We start from the raw sequence: 16025 nt of genomic DNA, 5'->3' as shown, positions 1-16025 counted from the left end.
GAGACCTGACAGGCACTGCCTATTTGGGGCCCATAATCGTCGCCAGCTTGCCTGGCGACGGTGCGCCTTGCTGTTGCTGCAAGCCACCCTTGTCATCCAGGTAGAAAATTGCCGGCGTCGCCGACAATTCCAGCGCGTCCATCAATTTCATGTTGGCGTCGAGCTTGGCCTCGATGTCGGCCGGGATCTTGGCCAGTGCCTGCAACGTGCTGCCCTTGCCGGCGGCTTCGTGCTCCTTCAGGGCCTTTTGCGGGTCTTTGGCGGCGAACAGGGCGGCTGACTTGGCGGCGCTGTCTTCGCGGATGATACCCACCATGATATGGCGCAGTTGCACCTTGCCGGCCTTGACCCACGGCCGCGCCTGCTCCCAGAACATGTTGCAGTAGGGGCAGTTGGGGTCGCTGAACAGGTAGACGATGCGCGGTGCGTTTTTATCGCCGTCCTGGATCCAGCTGCTGTTTTCCATCTTGGCCCAGACTTCCTTGGCCATTGGTGCGTAGACCAGTTTTTCCAGGGGCGCGTTGCTCAGGTCATTGCCTTGGGCGTCGTAGAGGTTGCCGGCGATCACGTGTTTGCCGTCGGCGGTCAGGTACAGGGCCATGCCGCGGTTCTGGTACTGCGCGGCGTAGCCGGTGAGGCCGCTGGGCGCATCGAATTTGCCGAGGATCCTGGCACCCTTGGCTTCGATCTGTTTGATCGGTGCCGGCCAGTCTTCGGCTCTGACCAGAGTGGCCGCCGCCATCAGGGGCAGCAGGGTCAGCAGGTGGCGGAGGCTTGGCATGTCGGTTTCCTTTCTGGGGCGGTGTCGAAGGGTTCCATGGCGCGGGCCAGACTGGCCTGGGACAACTCGCCCAGGTGGCTGTTGATCAGGCGCCCGTCGGCTGTGTAGAACAGCGTGGTCGGCAACGCCATGGAGCCGACGGCCTGGCCGAGGCGGCCGCTGGCGTCGAACAATACGTTATCCAGCGTCAGGCCCTGGGTGGCCAGGTAGGTGCTCACGCTTTGCATACTTTCGGCCTGGTTGACGAACAGGAAAGTCACGTCAGGGCGTTGGCGTTGGGCGCGTTCGAGCACCGGCATTTCCCGGCGGCAGGGCGGGCACCAGGTCGCCCACAAATTAATCACCAGCGGGCCGCCCTTGTAATCGGTCAGGTGCACCTCTTGGCCTTCGGCCGTGCGCAAGGTGATGTGCGGCAGTTGCGTGCCCTTGTCATAGAGGTTCAGGGCCAGGCCCGTCAGGCCCCAGAACACCAGGCCGGTGATGACCGCGGCACTCAGTGGCTTGCGCAGCGCCGGGCGCCGCCAGCCGTAGGCCAGTGCGCCAAGGAGCAGCGCAATAATGCCGGGCCAGGCAAGAAACCCACCGTCACGCAGGTCGACCATCTGCAGCCAGTCGTCGCTGTAGTAACGCCAGTACATCAGCACAAAGCTGACGCGCGCCGCGAACATGCCCAACAGGAACAGGCTGAACAGCACTGACTCGGGGTTCTCACCGCCACGCTTGGCCACGCGCCAGCCCACCAGGGTGGCGAGAATCAGCGCGCTGATCAGCAGGATGTGATTCAGCGCAATGGCGAAGGTGCCGATGGTCAGGGTCAGCATCAGAGGGCGTCCCGGGCTTGATTCCAGCGTTGCAGGAAAGCCTCGGCATCGACTTCACCGGTGATGCGCTGGGCGCGGCGTTCCTCACCGTTGGGGCCGATCCAGATGAACGTGGGTGGACCCGGTACCTTGTAGCGTCCCAGCAGTTCGCGGCTGGCGGCGTTGTCGGCGGTGACGTCCAGGCGCAGCAGGCGCACGTCTTTCAAGGCGTCGAGCACTTCGGGGCGGCCGAACACCTGTTTTTCCATGATCTTGCACGCCACGCACCAGTCGGCGTAGTAGTCCAGCAGCACCCATTGGCCCTGGGCCTTGGCACTGTCGAGCTGGCTTTGCAGCACGGCAGAGTCGTTGACGGTCATGAAGGCGTCGTGGGCGGTCGGTGTGCCGATGGCCGGCGAACCGCTGTACACCTTCAGCGGCTGCCACAGGTCATCGCTGCCACCGGCGGCGCCCACCACCAGCACCGCGCCCCACAGGCCCAGCACCACGGCGCCGGCGCCGAATACCTTGGCGGCCAGCCCGTACTCCCGGGCCAGTGCCCAGCCGCAGTAGGCCATGACCAGGGCCAGTACGCCCCACAGGCCGATCCACAGGGTGTCGCCGACCACGGGGCGAATCATCAGCACGGCGGTGCCGAGGAACAGGAAGCCGAAGATGCCCTTGAGCACGTTCATCCACGTGCCAGGCTTGGGCAGGAAGCGGTTGCCCACGGTCACCAGCAGCAACAGCGGAATCCCGATGCCGATGCCCATGGAGAACAGGATTAAACCACCGTGCAGCGCATTGCCGCTCTGGGCGATATACAACAGGGCGCCGGCCAGTGGCGCGGTCATGCACGGCCCCACCAGCAGGCCGGACAGCGCGCCGAGCACACCGGCGCCGACCAGGCTGCCACCGCTTTGCCGGCGGCTGACGGTGTCCAGGCGATCACGCAGGAACGCCGGCAGTTGCAGTTCAAAGAAGCCGAACATCGGCAGGGCGAGGATCACGAACAGCGCGGCAAAGCTGCCCAGGATCCAGGGGGTTTGCAACAGGGCGGCGAGGTTGGCGCCAAGCAGGGCGGCCAACACACCGAGTGCGGCGTACACCAGCGCCATGCACACCACGTAACTGCCGGCCAGGGCCAGGCCGCGCCGTGGGCTGGCGCCGCTGCCTACCACCAGGCCGGCGAGGATCGGCAACATCGGTAATGAGCACGGCGCAAACGCCAGCAGCAGGCCCAAACCGAAGAACACCAGCAGGCTCCAACCCAGGCTGCGCTGTTGCAGGCCGCTGGCCAGGCTTTGGTCCTGGGCTTGTGCGGTGGCCGCGACGGCCGGGTTGCCACCCAGGTCGACGGTGATCGACTGCGGCGGGTAACACAGCCCGGCATCGGCGCAACCCTGCCAGCCCAACTTGACCTGGCCGGTGGCACCGGCCGGGATCTTCACTTCCAGGCCCTGGCGATACACTTGCTGCTCGCCAAAGAACTCGTCGCTGTGGGCTTCACCCTGGGGCAGCACGGGCTTTTCGGCCAGGCCATCGAACTTCATGCGTTGCTGGTACAGGTAATAACCGTCGGCAATCTGCCAATACAGCTGGGTCTCGCCGCTTTCCAGGCGTTCGGAAGTAAAGGTGAACGCCTTGCCCACTGGGAGAAAATCGGGTTTGGTCGCAAACGGGTCGCCCGGCGCGGCCTGGGCGAACCCCGCGAATAACACCAGCAGAAAGGTAAACAGATACCGCATGGTCAAGCCTTAGTTCGATGCAAGTGAGGCACACAATGTGTGGCGTTGATTAACCGATGATTAACCGGGCGCTATTCTAGAGCCTACGGATTGTCGGGTGTTGCGAACTTTGGCGGCATAATGCGCGCTTAATCCATGGCTTTTCTAATCGCCCCATCTTTCATGAAGGGTTCAGCATGCACGTACTGGTCTGTGAAGACGACGAACTGATCGCCAGCGGCATTGTGGCCGGCCTCGGCGCCCAGGGCTTTACCGTCGAGCGCGTGGCGACCGCGGCGGCGGCGCGGGCGATGCTCAAGGCGGCGACGTTCGACATCATGGTGCTCGATCTCGGCCTGCCCGACGAAGACGGCCTCAAGCTGCTGCAACAACTGCGCAGCCAGGGCCTGGAGATTCCGGTGCTGATCCTCACCGCGCGGGACTCGGTGACCAACCGCGTCGACGGCCTGCAAGCCGGCGCCGACGATTACCTGCTCAAACCTTTCGATCTGCGCGAACTGGCCGCGCGCCTGCAGACCTTGCTGCGCCGCATGGCCGGGCGCAGCGTCAACCTGATCGAACACGGCCGCTTGAGCTACGACCCCAGCAGCCGCGAAACCCTGTTGGGCGGCCAGCCGGTGGACCTGTCCCGGCGCGAACAGGCGCTGTTGCAAGCCCTGCTGCACAACAAGGGCCGGGTGCTGTCCAGCGAGCAACTCAAGGACAGCGTGTACGGTTTCAACGATGAGCTGGAAAGCAACGCCCTCAACGTGCATATCCATCACCTGCGGCGCAAGCTGGGCAACGGCATCGTCGAGACCGTACGCGGCCTGGGCTATCGCCTGGGCCCTGCCGATGACGGAGAAAACGCTTCGTGAAAAGCCTGCGCCTGCGCCTGACGTTCAAGCTCGGCGCCGCGTTTGTGCTGATCTGGGCCCTGGCGGCGGCCTGGATGCTCAACGACCTGCGCAACCAGATGATGTTTTCCCTCGACCAGCGCCTGGTCGCGTCGGCACGCATGGTGGCGGGCCTGACCGAGCAGATGCCGGGGCTGGCCAGTGTCAGTGGCGGCGCGCATTTCAGTGCCGAGCAGCTGCATGTGCCGGGCGGCATGGCGTGCCAGGTCAGTTCGTTGCGCGGAGAAATCCTCGCGCGCAGCCACACCACGCCGGATCAGGGCCTGGAGTCGCAACGCAGTGGCTTTCGCGACCAGATGATCGACGGCGTGGGCTGGCGCAGTTTTACCTTGTCCCGTGGCGACCTGCTGATCACCACCGCTGATCGCCAGGTGGAGCGTGAAGCGCTGAATATGTCGATCCTGCTGGCGGCATCGGTGCCGGTCGGCGTGGCCATGCTGGGCTGCCTGTGCCTGCTGTGGCTGGGGATCGGCCAAAGCCTGCTGCCGCTCAACCGCATGCGTGATGCGCTGATGCGGCGCAGTGCCGACTCCCTCGAACCGCTGCAGATCCACCCGTTGCCCAGCGAACTCAAGCCGCTGCTCGACACCCAGAACCAACTGCTGCAGCGCATCGCCAAGACCATCGAGCGTGAACGCCGCCTGACCGGCGACGCCGCCCACGAACTGCGCAGCCCGCTGACGGCGATCAAGACCCACCTGCAAGTGGCACGCATGACCGACGGCGCGGCGCGCGACCAATCCCTGGCCCATGCCGAAGAAGGCGCTGACCGCCTGCACCGCACCCTGGAGCAGTTATTGCTGCTGGCGCGGGTGGAAGGCAGCCTGTCGTTTGACGATGGCTTGCAGTCCAGTGCCGAAGAGGTCGCGCGCTTGGCAATCCAGGACGCCAATACCGGCGACAACGGCCGCATCGACCTGATCCTGCCGGACAACCTGTCCGGCGCGCCGGTGGACATGCCCGTGGGCCTGGCAGTCGCGGCCCTGCGTAACCTGCTGGACAACGCCTTGCGCCACACCCCGGCGGACACCCGTGTGGAACTGCGCGTGAACACCGGCCCTGACCGGGTGGTGTTCTGCGTGCGTGACCACGGCAAGCAGATTTCCAGCGAAGACCTGCAATACCTGACCCAACGCTTCTGGCGCAACGGCAACAGCGAAGGCTGCGGCCTGGGCCTGGCGATCGTGCAAGCGATTGTGCAGCGCTGCGCCTGTTCGCTGACGTTCGACAGCCAGGCCGATGGCCTGCGCGTTGAACTGGGCATGCCGCTGCGACGCTGATCCTTTTTCACGTGCCAAATAGTTACCGCCCGCCTGAGGTTCCAGCCTTCAGGATGGCGGTAATTTTTTTGCGCTTGAACGGGCCGAAAGACTCGGCCTGTATTGAAAAGGACGGTTCTTATGTTGGTCATCGACACCAGTTTCCCCGCCACAGGCTTCAACGAGCGTAATGGCGAGCCCGTCGCACAGTTGGTTTTGCACTACACCGCAGCCCCGTTCGCATCCGCCTTGCGCACCCTGACCGGGGAGGCGGTCAGCGCTCACTATCTGCTGCCCGACCCTCACGAGCCCAGCTATCGCGCCGCCGGTTATGACGAGTTGCGCGCGTTTCGCCTGGTCGACGAACACCGGCGTGCCTGGCACGCGGGCGTCAGCCAGTGGGGCGGGCGCGACAACCTCAACAGCCGCTCGATCGGCATCGAACTCGTCAATCTGGCGAGGGATGACGGCGGGGTGTTCACCTTTCCTGACTACGGCGAAGAGCAGATCGAGGTCCTGATCGCATTGCTTCGCGACCTGCTTGGCCGCTACCCGCAGCTTGGGCCGACAGACATCCTCGGGCATTCGGACGTGGCCTACTGGCGCAAGAGCGATCCGGGGCCGCGCTTGCCGTGGCGGCGATTATTCGAAGCGGGCATCGGCGCCTGGTTCGATGAGGCCACGCGGGCGATGTACCAGCGTCGGTTTTGCCTGGGGCTGCCGCCGGAGGTGGAGGTGGAGCGGGCTTTCCAGCGTTATGGCTACGCACCGGCGAAAAATCGCCAGAGCTTTGAACACCGCACGCGAGCCTTTCAGATGCACTTTCGTGCGCAGGACTATTGCGGGGTATTGGATGCGCAGACGTGCGCGATTCTGTATGCACTGAACGAAAAGTACCTGGGACTGTGTGGCTGAGGGCTTTTCGCGACCGGAGGAGTAAATCCTCTCCACGCTGATGCGTTTCCAGAACAGGAAATCCGTGCGCATGCCCCTGGGCCAGCCGCCAACGGATGGCAGTTTGGTCACCATTATCAGTGTATTGAGGGATCGAGAGATGTCAGTCGCTACCAGTCGTATCGAAGACGCCCCGGTGCAAGTCAGCCCGGCACCCGTGGAAACGCTCTATCAGTTCGATGAAACGCCACTGCTGGCCCGTCAGCGTCAGCAGGAGTCCAACGCCCGCAGCTACCCACGGCGCATTCCGCTGGCCCTGAAGCGGGCCAAAGGCATCTATGTGGAAGACGTGGAAGGCCGTCAATTCATCGATTGCCTGGCCGGTGCCGGCACCCTGGCGTTGGGGCATAACCACCCGGCGGTGATCGAGGCTATCCAGCAAGTGCTGAGCGATGAACTGCCCCTGCACACCCTCGACCTGACCACGCCGGTCAAGGACCAGTTTGTGCAGGACCTGTTTGGTCTGTTGCCGGCAGCGTTGGCGCGCGAAGCGAAAATCCAGTTCTGCGGCCCCACCGGCACCGACGCGGTAGAAGCGGCGTTGAAACTGGTGCGCACCGCCACTGGGCGCAGCACGGTGCTGTCGTTCCAGGGCGGGTACCACGGCATGAGCCAGGGCGCGTTAAGCCTGATGGGCAGCCTGGGGCCGAAGAAACCCTTGGGCGCGTTGCTCGGCAACGGCGTGCAGTTCCTGCCGTACCCGTATGACTACCGTTGCCCGTTCGGCCTCGGCGGCGCCGAAGGCGTGCGCGTCAACCTGCATTACCTGGAAAACCTGCTGAACGACCCGGAGGCCGGGGTGTTGCTGCCGGCGGCGGTGATTGTTGAGGTGGTGCAGGGCGAGGGCGGTGTGATCCCGGCGGACCTCGACTGGCTGCGTGGCCTGCGCCGTATCACCGAGCAGGCCGGTGTGGCGTTGATCGTTGATGAGATCCAGAGCGGTTTCGGGCGTACCGGCAAGATGTTTGCCTTTGAGCATGCCGGGGTCATCCCGGACGTGGTGGTGATGTCCAAGGCCATCGGCGGCAGCCTGCCGCTGGCGGTGGTGGTGTACCGCGACTGGCTCGACACCTGGCTGCCGGGGGCCCATGCCGGGACGTTCCGTGGCAATCAGATGGCGATGGCTGCGGGGTCGGCGGTGATGCGCTACCTCAAGGACCACGATGTGCCCGGCCATGCGGCGGCGATGGGCGAGCGCCTGGGCGAACACCTGCGCATCCTGCAGCGGGATTTCCCGCACCTGGGGGATATTCGTGGTCGCGGGCTGATGCTCGGCGTGGAACTGGTGGACCCGGATGGCGCCCTCGATATCCAGGGCCACCCGCCGCTGCACCGCCAATTGGCGCCGCTGGTACAGCGCGAATGCCTCAAGCGCGGGCTGATTCTGGAGCTGGGTGGTCGCCATGGCAGCGTGGTGCGCTTCCTGCCGCCGCTGGTGATCACCGCCGCCGAAGTCGACCGCGTGGCCGAAATCTTCGGGCGCGCCCTGACGGCGGCAGTGGCCAGCCTCTAATTTTTCGACGGTTTGGTACGTTTCTACAGATATCAGCGCTGCGCGTGGTGCGCAGCCGGCCTTTTAGCGACGGAGCACAGCAATGACCTCAGTATTTGACCGCGACGACATCCTGTTTCAGGTAGTGGTCAACCATGAAGAACAGTATTCCATCTGGCCGGACTACAAGGCCGTGCCGCAAGGCTGGCGCACCGTGGGCAAGAGCGGCCTGAAAAAAGAGTGCCTGGCCTACATCGAAGAAACCTGGACCGACATGCGCCCCTTGAGCCTGCGCCAGAAGATGGACGGCGCTGCACTGACCTGACACACCTTTTTTGTGAGCAGGGTGTCTTCAGGCATTCTGCTCTTTCTCCAACCCGCCCGACGCCCCCGTCACCACCTGCACACTCAAGCGTGGCGTGGCCAGGTCCAGCCCGGCCTCGTCCAGATGCCGTTTGAGTGACAGGTTGAACGCCCGCGACACTTCCCATTGTTTGATCGGCGCTGTCTTGAAGCGGGCGCGCAGGATCGCGCTGCCGGACTCAAAGCTCTCCACCCCCTGGATCTCCAGCGGCGACCAGATATTGCGGCGCTGCAAGGGGTCGTTGCGCATTTTCTGGCCGACATCGCGGATCAACTTGATCGCCGCATCGATCTCCATGTTGTAAGGGATCGCCACCCGGAAGATCGCGTAGCCGAACTCCCGCGAGTAGTTCTTGATGCTTTTGATTTCGCTGAACGGGATGGTGTGCACGATGCCGTCGATGTCGCGCAGGCGCACGGTGCGGATGGTCAGGCCCTCGACGGTGCCGAGGTGGCCGCCCACATCCACGTAGTCATCGATCGCCAGCGAGTCTTCGATGATGATGAACAGACCGGTGATCAAATCCGCCACCAGCGATTGCGCACCGAAACCGATGGCCAGGCCGATGACACCGGCACCGGCCAGCAACGGCGTGACGTTCATGCCCATGTTCGCCAGGGCGACGATGGCGGCGATGATGAAGATGGTCACAAACAGCACGTTGCGGATCAGCGGCATCATGGTTTGCGCCCGCGCATTGGCCAGGCCTTTGCGCGAGCGGGTGAGGGCGTGATGGATCGCAGTGTCGCTGAGGATCCAGATCAGCCAGGCAAACAGCAGGGTGCCGGCCAGGCCAAACAGCTTGACCGCGATGTCATGGCCTTCGCCTTCGGCAAAACCAATCAATGACAGGCCCCACACTCGCAGGCCCAGCTCGATAAACACCAGCCACACCGCCAGGTGCGCCAGGGTGTAGATGAAGCTCTTCAAGCGCTCGGAATACAACGCGTGACGCTTGTGCCCGCGCAATGGCTTGAGGGCGTGGCGACGCACCAGGCCGTTGATCACCATGCACAGCACCAGCAACACCGTGCACAACAGCGACTGGCGCAGGGCAGTGCTGGTGTCGCCGGCCGACAGGAACGTGGCAAACAGCGAGATGCCCACCAGCAACAGCGCCGGCAGGTACCAGAAGGTGCCGATGATCGACAGCGTGTCGGTGACCGCCCGGCGCGTGAGGCGGCGTGACAGCGGCTGGTTGCGGATCAGGTGGGCGATCGGCCGGCGGAAACGCAGGATAAACACGCCGGTGGACAGCGCCGCCATCACATTGGCCACGGTGGCTGCGGTATGGGCCAGATGCTGGCCGAGGGCGTTGACCAGGCGCGGGTCACTCAGGGCCTCGCCAAAGGCGGCAAAACTGCCGATCAACCACAATGGGCGGAAGGCCTGGCGCCGCAAAATATACAGCGCGCGATGGCGGTGCGGGCCGTCCAGCAGGGAGAAGGCAATCACGCAGATCGCCGAGAAACAGGTGCCGACCACCAGGGCGTAGGCCAGCACCATCGCCAGGGATTTGCCCAGGGACGAGGGCAGGGCGTAGCTCAAGTAAACCGTGATCACCAGGGCGATCAGCCATGGCCCCAGTTTGCGCAAGGCAAAGCGCAGCATGTCCCAGGTGCGTGGGTGTTGCGGCAGTTCTTCGGGCAGGCCGAAGCGTTCGCGTACGCGGTGGCTGAGCCAGATCAGCGCGGCGGCCAGCAGGCTCCATACCGCCAGGATCAGCGCAAAACCGAAGATGATCGGCAGCCATTCACTGGCCGGCAGCATCAAGGCGTCAAGTTCGTCCTTGGCCAGGTCGACCTCATTGGACCAGCGCCCCAGCGGGCTGTCGTTGCCGGAGAACTGTTGTTCCAGGCTGGACAGCGTGTTGCCGATCAACCCGAGCACGCCGGGTTCGGCGGCCGGCTGGGCCTTTTGGGTGGCGGCCCGCAGCTTTTTCAGGTCGCTGAGCAATTGGGTGCGCTGCCTGTCGTTTTCCAGGGTTTTGATCACCTCGTCCAGCGACTGCCCCAGAGGCACTTCGGCTTGAGGCTGGGCCTTGGTGGTGCCACCCAGCAGCCCAGGCAAACCCACGGCCTGGGCAGGCAAGGTCGGCAGCAGGGTCAGCAGGATGATCAGCAGATAAGAGGGCAGAGCGAACAGACGGGAAAGCACGAGGCGGTCAACCTTGGAGACGACGGGTTGGCCGAGTGTACGAGTGCCCGCGTCATTCGGCCAGTTTGGCGAGGATCTTGTACACCACAGTGCCCAGGATCAGCAGCATGCCGACCCACATGCCGAACACGCCCAGAGGCTTGTCGCGAAAGTTGAAACCCACCGCGAGCATGATCATGCCGATCAGAATAGGGATGAGCATGGCGTGGAAGGAGGACATGGAAATCATGAGACGACGGCCTTGTCGGAGTGGGAATACTGACAAGTCTAGGTCGGATTGCGGGAAGTGCAGATGATCTGGATCAGATGAATGCGGGAGGGGGAGAACCCCCTCCCGGATTGTCAGGGCAGGTCGCGACTGGCGTAGAACGCGCCCAGCACCTTCACCAGGTGCGCCAGGTCGTGGCTGCCGCACAGCTCACGGATGGAGTGCATGGCGAACGTCGGCAGGCCGATGTCCACGGTGCGCACGCCCAGGTGGCTGGCGGTAATCGGGCCGATGGTTGAACCGCAGCCCATGTCGCTGCGCACCACGAAGCTCTGCACTGGCACTTCTTCGGCCATGCACAGGTGGCGGAAGAACCCGGCGGTTTCGCTGTTGGTGGCGTAGCGCTGGTTGCTGTTGACCTTGATCACCGGGCCGGCATTGAGCTTGGGGCCGTGGTTGGCGTCGTGTTTGTCGGCGTAGTTGGGGTGCACGCCGTGGGCATTGTCGGCCGATACCAGCAGCGATTTTTGAATGGTGCGCACGAACTCATCACCTTCGGGCAACAGGCGGCGCAGGGTCTGTTCCAGCATCGGTCCATCGGCGCCGCACGCCGAGCAGGAACCGACTTCTTCGTGGTCGTTGCACACCAGCACGCAGGTTTCATCGCTTTCGCTGGTGAGCAAGGCTTGCAGGCCGGCGTAGCACGACAGCAGGTTGTCCAGCCGCGCACCGGCGATAAAGTCACCGTTGAGGCCAATCACCGCGGCGCTTTGGGTGTCGTAGAAGCTCAGCTCGTAATCGAGCACCACATCGGCATTGAGCCCATGTTCGCGCGCCAGTTGCTCGGTGAGCACGGCGCGGAAGTCCACGCGCTCGTCACCGGCGAACTGCGCGAGGATCGGCGGCAGCTCGGTCTGGGCATTGATCGCCCAGCCCTGATTAGCTTCACGGTTGAGGTGAATGGCCAGGTTGGGAATGATTGCGATGGGCAGCTTGAAGTCGATCAGTTGGCTTTCGACCTTGCCGTCGCGCCGGAACGTCACGCGGCCGGCCAGGGACAGGTCACGGTCGAACCAAGGCGCCAGCAGCGCGCCGCCGTAGACTTCCACGCCCAGCTGCCAGAAGCCCTGCCGTTGCAGTTCGGGCTGCGGCTTGACCCGCAGGCATGGGCTGTCGGTGTGGGCGCCGACCAGGCGGATACCGCCCTGCAACGGCGAGTGACGGCCGAGTTTGAAGGCGATGATCGAGGAGTCGTTACGGGTGACGTAATAGCGACCGTTGGCTTCGGTGGTCCAGGTTTCGCGCTCATCCAGACGCTGGTAACCCGCCGCTTCCAGGCGTTGGGCCAGGGCGGCAGTGGCATGAAAAGGAGTAGGGGAGGCCTTGAGGAAGTCGATCAGGCCTTGATTCAACGCTTCGCGCATAAATAGCTCCAGACAGCAATGCGCGGAGTTTACCGTATTGGTTTAGCTCGGTGGCGAAGAAGACGCAGAACAAATGTGGGAGCGCGTTTGCTCCCACACGCTTGGCCAATTGCCAAACTTAGAACGGCGCCGGGCACTCGAAACGCAAGCGCTCGCCGCTTTGCGGGTGCGTAAAGCTCAGCATGCTGGCGTGCAGGCACAGGCGTGGCCATGCCGCGAGGGCTTGTTCGTGGGCATACAGGCCGTCACCCAGCAGCGGGTGACCGATGGAGAGCATGTGCACGCGCAACTGGTGCGAGCGCCCGGTGATCGGCGTCAGTTCCACTCGGCACCAATCGCCACAGCGTTCCAGCACTTTCCAGAAGGTCAGCGCGTGCTTGCCGAACTCGTGGTCCACCACGTGGCGGGGCTTGGTCGGCGGGTCGTAGCGCAGGGGCAGGTCGATACTGCCGCTGTCCAGTTCCGGCTGGCCCCAGGCCAATGCGGTGTAGGCCTTTTCGGTTTCACGGTCGTGAAACTGGCGGGACAGTTCGCGATGGGTGTCGGCGTCGCGGGCCAACAGGATGATCCCCGAGGTTTCCCAATCCAGGCGATGGACGATGCGGGCTTCGGGGTAGCCGTTTTCCTGCAGGCGGGTGATCAGGCAATCCTTGTTGTCGTCGGCGCGGCCAGGCACTGAGAGCAGCAGGGTCGGCTTGTTCACCACCAGGACAGCGTCGTCCTGATGAAGGATATGGATGTTGGACAGCGGCATTAAACAGCCTCGTAACAAACGCCAACGGCGGCTCGACCGCCCAGGCCCCGCAATGGGATCAGGGTGATCGAGCCGCCGTGGCGGCCGCCTTTTCGATTAACGATCAGGCAGGGTGATATTGAGTTCCAGAATCGAGCAGCTGCCGTCATTTTCCAGGGCGACATGCACGTCATCGTTGCCGATATTGACGTACTTGCGGATCACCTCGACCAGCTCCTTCTGCAAGGCTGGCAGGTAGTCCGGGGTGCTGCGTTGGCCGCGTTCGTGCGCCACGATGATCTGTAGACGCTCTTTCGCGACCGATGCGGTACTTGGTTTTTTGTTGGCGCGAAAGAAGTCGAGAAATTTCATTGTTTAGTTGCCTCCAAAGATACGCTCGAAGAATCCCTTCTTCTTTACATCGAGGAAGCGATGTTCCACGGTCTTGCCCAGCAAGCGATCGACAGCATCGCTGTATGCCTGGCCGGCGTCGCTCTGGTCGTCGAGAATCACCGGCACGCCCTGGTTGGAAGCCTTCAGCACGGCCTGGGATTCCGGGATCACGCCCAGCAGGGTCACGGCGAGGATTTCCTTCACGTCTTCAACACCAAGCATTTCGCCATTGCTGACGCGCTCAGGGTTGTAACGGGTGAGCAGCAGGTGCTCTTTGATCGGGTCCTCACCTTTTTCGGCGCGCTGGGACTTGCTGGCCAACAGGCCAAGCATGCGGTCCGAGTCACGTACGGAGGAGACTTCCGGGTTGGTCACCACGATGGCTTCATCGGCGAAGTACATCGCCAGGTGAGCACCGGTTTCGATACCGGCCGGGGAGTCGCAGACCACGTATTCGAAGTTTTCTTTCAGTTCAGCGAGAACTTTGCCTACGCCTTCTTTGGTCAGCGCGTCTTTGTCGCGGGTCTGGCTGGCGGCCAGGACGTACAGGTTCTCAAGACGCTTGTCCTTGATCAGGGCCTGTTGCAGGTTCGCTTCGCCGTTCACCACGTTGACGAAGTCGTACACCACGCGGCGTTCGCAGCCCATGATCAGGTCGAGGTTACGCAAACCGACGTCGAAGTCGACGATGACTGTCTTGTGGCCGCGCAGAGCGAGGCCGGTACCGATAGCGGCGCTGGTGGTGGTCTTACCCACACCACCCTTGCCGGATGTAACCACGAGAATCTTGGCCAAGGTGTTTCACCCCTAAGGAAAAAGGACTTTTCAGCCCCTGAAAAACATCTCTTGAAACTCGCTGCAGGCGGACAGCCCTTGTAGGAAAAAGATGTGGTTCCCGTAAAGGGAACGCCAACTTCCGATTATTCCTACACAAGTATTGCCGGTTTCGCTGTGCTATCAGAGTCTAGAGATGCTTGGAAAATGCGGCAGTATCCGTTAAAGCCGGGTGATGTTCAACACATCGCCCGCCAGGCTGACTTGCACCCCGGCCCCCCACAGCGGGTCACGGCGCAAATCTTCGGAAACCTTGTACCGGCCTGCGATGGACACCAGCTCAGCGGTCAACTGCTGACAAAAAATACGCGCCTTGATATCGCCCTTGATGCCGGCGAGTGCACGTCCGCGCATCGGGCCGTATACATGGATGTTCCCATCGGCGAGAAGTTCCGCGCCGGGGCTGACCGAGGCGATCACTACCAGGTCGCTTCCATCGGCGTAAATCTGCTGCCCGCCGCGTACGGGAGAGGTGATGATCTTTGTAGGCTTGATCATCGGCTCCGGCGGTTTTTCCGGTTTTTTCTTCACTTCGTCGACTAACGGTTCCAGTGGACGTTCGCGCGCACCGGACGGCGGCAATACTGGCAGTTCAATGGCGATGGCGGCGGCAATGTCTTCAATACGGCTGGCACGAATGGCCAGAGTGCGCAGGCCATGGGAGCGGCACACGCGCATCAGACCGGGCAGATCGATGACGCCCTGGCCGGCCGGCAGTTTGTCCAGCGCCAGCACCAGCGGGGCATTGTTGAAGAAGTTCGGCGCCAGGGCGACCTTGGCGGCGAGCTGGCGGTCCAGGGCCTCGAGGTCGTTGCGGGCCAGTTCCAGCACGGTAATGGCGAGCATGCTGCCCTTCAGCTGGAACACGGGATCTCTGTCTAGCGGTTCGGTTTGGCTCATGGTCGGCATAAAGCGGCTTGTCACGAAAAGTGTCGAGACTTATAACGAGAACACTCACCCGCCGCAAGCCGAGTCGAACCGTTGTAGAATGCGCGGCCCTGTCTTTACCGGAATCTGTAATGGATCGCCCGCGTTTTCGAGCTGCATTCTTTCACCCGCGTTTCTGGCTGTTATGGCTGGGGCTCGGCCTGTTGTGGCTGGTCACCCAGCTGCCTTATCGCGCGCTGCTGACCATTGGTCGGCTGCTGGGCGCCGGCATGTACCGTGTGGCCGGCGAACGTCGGCGCATCGCTGCGCGCAACCTGGAACTGTGCTTCCCGGAAAAATCCGCCAAAGAACGCAAGCAACTGCTCAAGCAGAACTTTGCCTCCACCGGCATCGCCTTCTTTGAAATGGCCATGAGCTGGTGGTGGTCGCGCCAGCGTCTGGCGCGCCTGGCCCATGTCGAAGGCCTCGAGCACCTCAAACAGGCTCAGTTGGAAGGCAAGGGCGTGATCCTGATGGCCCTGCACTTCACCACCCTGGAAATCGGCGCGGCACTGCTCGGCCAAAAGCACACCATCGATGGCATGTACCGCGAGCACGGCAACCCGTTGTTCGACTTTATCCAGCGCCGTGGCCGCGAGCGGCATAACCTCGATTCCCTGGCCATCGAACGCGAAGACGTACGCGGCATGCTCAAGCTGCTGCGGGCCGGTCGCGCCATCTGGTACGCGCCGGACCAGGACTACGGCGCTAAACAAAGCATCTTCGTGCCGCTGTTCGGCATCCAGGCCGCCACCGTCACCGCCACCAGCAAGTTCGCCAAGCTGGGCAAGGCGCTGGTGGTGCCGTTCACCCAGGAGCGCCTGGCCGATGGCAGTGGTTACCGCCTGGTGATCCACCCGCCGCTGAGCGACTTCCCCGGCGAAACCGACGAAATCGATTGCCTGCGCATCAACCGGTGGATCGAAACGGCGGTGCGTGAATGCCCCGAGCAATACTTGTGGACCCACCGCCGCTTCAAGAGCCGGCCACCGGGCGAACCGAAGCTCTACGAAAAACGCCGTTAACACCGACTTTCCCCACCATGGAGTGACGCG

General features: G+C 63.1%; 16 protein-coding genes. 6 read left to right on the top strand and 10 right to left on the bottom strand.

From position 1 onward, the window contains the following. Positions 1-19 precede the first annotated feature (19 nt). From dsbG to dsbD, 3 genes are read right to left on the bottom strand one after another with little or no spacing between them, the layout of a single operon-like run. Entirely contained in the window at positions 20-781 is a 762-nt protein-coding gene (dsbG, locus tag KZX66_RS06935) for a thiol:disulfide interchange protein DsbG (RefSeq protein ID WP_248077835.1), read from the bottom strand. Next, positions 757-1602 carry a TlpA disulfide reductase family protein gene (locus KZX66_RS06930; RefSeq protein WP_248077833.1) on the bottom strand — a complete coding sequence of 282 codons (846 nt, stop codon included), beginning with the start codon at positions 1600-1602 and terminating at the stop codon, positions 757-759. The genes dsbG and KZX66_RS06930 overlap by 25 nt, the downstream gene beginning before the upstream one ends. Beyond that, entirely contained in the window at positions 1602-3329 is a 1728-nt protein-coding gene (gene dsbD, locus KZX66_RS06925; RefSeq protein ID WP_248077831.1) for a protein-disulfide reductase DsbD, read from the bottom strand. Before dsbD ends, KZX66_RS06930 begins: the two co-directional genes overlap by 1 nt. A gap of 176 nt (positions 3330-3505) precedes the next feature. Here dsbD and KZX66_RS06920 point away from each other — a divergent pair, with 176 nt between their 5' ends. The 5 genes from KZX66_RS06920 to KZX66_RS06900 all read left to right on the top strand — a co-directional run bounded on the left by KZX66_RS06920 (position 3506) and on the right by KZX66_RS06900 (position 8255). Further along, positions 3506-4186, top strand: coding sequence for a response regulator (locus KZX66_RS06920; RefSeq protein WP_003175260.1), 681 nt, complete (start codon positions 3506-3508; stop codon positions 4184-4186). After that, a complete protein-coding gene (locus KZX66_RS06915; RefSeq protein WP_248077829.1) occupies positions 4183-5505 on the top strand; it encodes an ATP-binding protein in 1323 nt (440 codons plus the stop codon). The genes KZX66_RS06920 and KZX66_RS06915 overlap by 4 nt, the downstream gene beginning before the upstream one ends. 120 nt (positions 5506-5625) lie before the next feature. Beyond that, positions 5626-6399 carry an N-acetylmuramoyl-L-alanine amidase gene (locus tag KZX66_RS06910; protein ID WP_248077827.1) on the top strand — a complete coding sequence of 258 codons (774 nt, stop codon included), beginning with the start codon at positions 5626-5628 and terminating at the stop codon, positions 6397-6399. 139 nt (positions 6400-6538) lie between these two features. Beyond that, complete coding sequence (locus KZX66_RS06905) at positions 6539-7951, top strand: aspartate aminotransferase family protein (protein ID WP_248077826.1); 1413 nt, start codon at positions 6539-6541, stop codon at positions 7949-7951. Positions 7952-8033: 82 nt separating this feature from the next. After that, a complete protein-coding gene (locus tag KZX66_RS06900) occupies positions 8034-8255 on the top strand; it encodes an MbtH family protein (protein WP_248077824.1) in 222 nt (73 codons plus the stop codon). A gap of 27 nt (positions 8256-8282) precedes the next feature. Here the strand turns inward: KZX66_RS06900 and KZX66_RS06895 are convergent, their stop codons facing one another. The 7 genes from KZX66_RS06895 to minC form a co-directional block, all read right to left on the bottom strand. Further along, complete coding sequence (locus KZX66_RS06895; RefSeq protein ID WP_248077822.1) at positions 8283-10451, bottom strand: mechanosensitive ion channel domain-containing protein; 2169 nt, start codon at positions 10449-10451, stop codon at positions 8283-8285. Positions 10452-10503: 52 nt separating this feature from the next. After that, positions 10504-10680 (bottom strand): hypothetical protein, encoded by a 177-nt coding sequence (locus KZX66_RS06890; RefSeq protein WP_016970148.1) that lies wholly within the window; start codon positions 10678-10680, stop codon positions 10504-10506. Positions 10681-10793: 113 nt separating this feature from the next. Next, positions 10794-12083 carry a M18 family aminopeptidase gene (locus tag KZX66_RS06885; protein WP_248077820.1) on the bottom strand — a complete coding sequence of 430 codons (1290 nt, stop codon included), beginning with the start codon at positions 12081-12083 and terminating at the stop codon, positions 10794-10796. 118 nt (positions 12084-12201) lie between these two features. Continuing rightward, positions 12202-12837, bottom strand: a complete 636-nt coding sequence (locus KZX66_RS06880) for an RluA family pseudouridine synthase (protein ID WP_005789965.1) — start codon at positions 12835-12837, stop codon at positions 12202-12204. A gap of 96 nt (positions 12838-12933) precedes the next feature. Beyond that, positions 12934-13188 carry a cell division topological specificity factor MinE gene (gene minE / locus KZX66_RS06875; protein ID WP_003175252.1) on the bottom strand — a complete coding sequence of 85 codons (255 nt, stop codon included), beginning with the start codon at positions 13186-13188 and terminating at the stop codon, positions 12934-12936. A gap of 3 nt (positions 13189-13191) precedes the next feature. After that, positions 13192-14004: a septum site-determining protein MinD gene (gene minD, locus KZX66_RS06870; protein WP_248077819.1), complete on the bottom strand. Its 813-nt coding sequence runs from the start codon at positions 14002-14004 to the stop codon at positions 13192-13194. 201 nt (positions 14005-14205) lie between these two features. Further along, entirely contained in the window at positions 14206-14943 is a 738-nt protein-coding gene (minC, locus tag KZX66_RS06865; RefSeq protein WP_248078186.1) for a septum site-determining protein MinC, read from the bottom strand. Between the two features lie 119 nt (positions 14944-15062). Here minC and KZX66_RS06860 point away from each other — a divergent pair, with 119 nt between their 5' ends. Beyond that, complete coding sequence (locus KZX66_RS06860) at positions 15063-15995, top strand: lipid A biosynthesis lauroyl acyltransferase (protein ID WP_248077818.1); 933 nt, start codon at positions 15063-15065, stop codon at positions 15993-15995. Positions 15996-16025: the final 30 nt, after the last annotated feature.

Origin of the sequence: Pseudomonas sp. EYE_354 (genome assembly GCF_023148575.1) — a bacterium.
GTDB lineage: Bacteria > Pseudomonadota > Gammaproteobacteria > Pseudomonadales > Pseudomonadaceae > Aquipseudomonas.
This window is presented reverse-complemented; position numbering and strand designations above follow the sequence as displayed.